The sequence below is a fragment of the Nostoc sp. PCC 9305 genome (genome assembly GCF_963920915.1).
GTDB lineage: Bacteria > Cyanobacteriota > Cyanobacteriia > Cyanobacteriales > Nostocaceae > Nostoc.
Genome location: NZ_CAWUDN010000240.1, coordinates 1 through 1,861, shown reverse-complemented (window position 1 = coordinate 1,861; position 1,861 = coordinate 1). Strand labels below are relative to the sequence as shown.

At 35.0% G+C, this 1,861-nt stretch carries 1 protein-coding gene; it reads right to left on the bottom strand.

What is annotated here, in order from left to right; all coding sequences use genetic code 11:
- Positions 1-277: 277 nt before the first annotated feature.
- Positions 278-1,777, bottom strand: a complete 1,500-nt coding sequence (locus ACM0OX_RS35545; RefSeq protein WP_414519899.1) for an IS1380 family transposase — start codon at positions 1,775-1,777, stop codon at positions 278-280.
- Between the last annotated feature and the right edge of the window lie 84 nt (positions 1,778-1,861).

The following is a 1,861-nucleotide window of genomic DNA, read 5'->3' as shown; positions in this document are numbered from 1 at the left end:
ACCCGGATTTCTCACAAGTGAGAAAAAAACACTTGGATTAGCCAGATTTAGGATAATTTAATTGATACATCATAAAAACACCTACAGAACATGATTTAATTTAAGTAAAAACCGAATAAACTAAAAATACATAAAATACGTAAGCAATAATTAATACTGAAATGATAAACTTTTATTAATAAAAATTGATATGCCAATTTATGGAGTCAAATCAACTAAAATAACCCCCAAAAATCAACGATTGAAAATCACAATTAGCTATTGCTTATGAATTAAATTAGGTCATTATTAACAATTGACTTGGTAGTTGAGATAAACGATTATAAACCTCTGCAAAAATATCCTTATAAGGACAAGCACTGCTAATTGCAATTAAAATCCGTCGTTTAGTAATAGTAATAACAGCCCCTAGCTTCAATAGTTTTGTGCGTATAGTCTCAATAGTTGCATTTTGGAGTTCTGTTTTTGCTAAACATTGCTCTCGCAGAGCATTCATTAAAACGTAAGCAATAGACGCAAACCACAAACGTAATTGATTTCCAGCAAATGTATGGGTACTAGTTCTATCACTGTGTAACCCTAGTTTTTGTTCTTTTAGACAATTCTCCATATTGCCTCGTGGACAGTACTTTTGAGTATAAAGTCGTCCTGGCGGAATTTTATTAATAGGGAGTGAAGTCACTACAAAGCGTGTATCTACTTTTTCATGGCTATACTCAACTTTGGTAACAACACGACGACTACGGCTCCAACTATCTAATGTTTGATAGTCAAGGGAACAATACCAAACTGAGTTGTCAACAAATGCTGCTGCGTCATTTTTTAAATCTGGTGATGGTGGAAATAATGTTTCAAACAACTCAACTACTTGTTTAATTTTTCCTGAGTATTCTTGAGATGCACGATACTTTATTGATTGAGATAGCTGAATTAGCCTGGGATTTTGTCCCAGTCCAAATACATAATCAATTTCAGTTTGAGATTCACACCATGACATAATATCTTCTCTAGAATAAGCGCTATCTCCACGAATAACAATTTTCACATCCTTCCATCGTGAACGTATTATTTTTATGACCCGTTGTAATTCTGACAATCCCCCTTCTGCTGGGTCTACGTTAGATGCACGAAGTTTTGCTGCGAGTAAATATTTGCCACAGAAAATATAAAGTGGAGCATAACAATATCCCCGATAATAGGGATTAAAGAATGTTTCTTCTTGATTACCATGAACTAAATCATCGGTAACATCTAAGTCCAAAATTATCTCTCGTGGCGGCTTTTGATAAGATTCTAGAAATAGCTCAACGAAGAGTGTTTCTATGGCTGATGGATCATGCTCAACACGGTGATATCTACTATCAACTCTTGAAGATACGTTTTCTGGACAATGCTCAAGACGATTTAAGGTACTTTTGCCTGCCAATATAATTGATTTTTGTTCCTCATTAATCACTTTTCCAACTGCAAATGCAAATATTGGGTCATGACGTAGAGTTTCATGGTCATTTATATCCTCATAGCCCATGATTAAGCCATATATTCTTTGTGCAATTAAGCTATTAACTGGATGCAGAATTTTATTTGGCTCTCGGTAGTCTTTGAAACATCCTGCTAGTCGTGATGTTATCTCTCTTTTTCTGTCCAGTTCCGCAATTAATGTTAATCCTGCATCAGATGTTACAGGCTCGCCCTTGAAATTAACTATAGCTGGACAGGACTTTACTTGTTCAAATATGAACTGTTCCGGTATACAATCATTTTTATTTGGGGTCATACTTCAAACTGCTGTAATTGTTGCACAATATACATTTTGGCAGTTTTTGACCCCTGTTTCTTCAAGCTTTGTGAGAAATCCGGG

Coding starts and splice junctions, on each gene's coding strand:
- ACM0OX_RS35545 (WP_414519899.1), bottom strand. CDS start 1,777: ATGACCCCAAATAAAAATGATTGTATACCGGAACAGTTCATATTTGAA.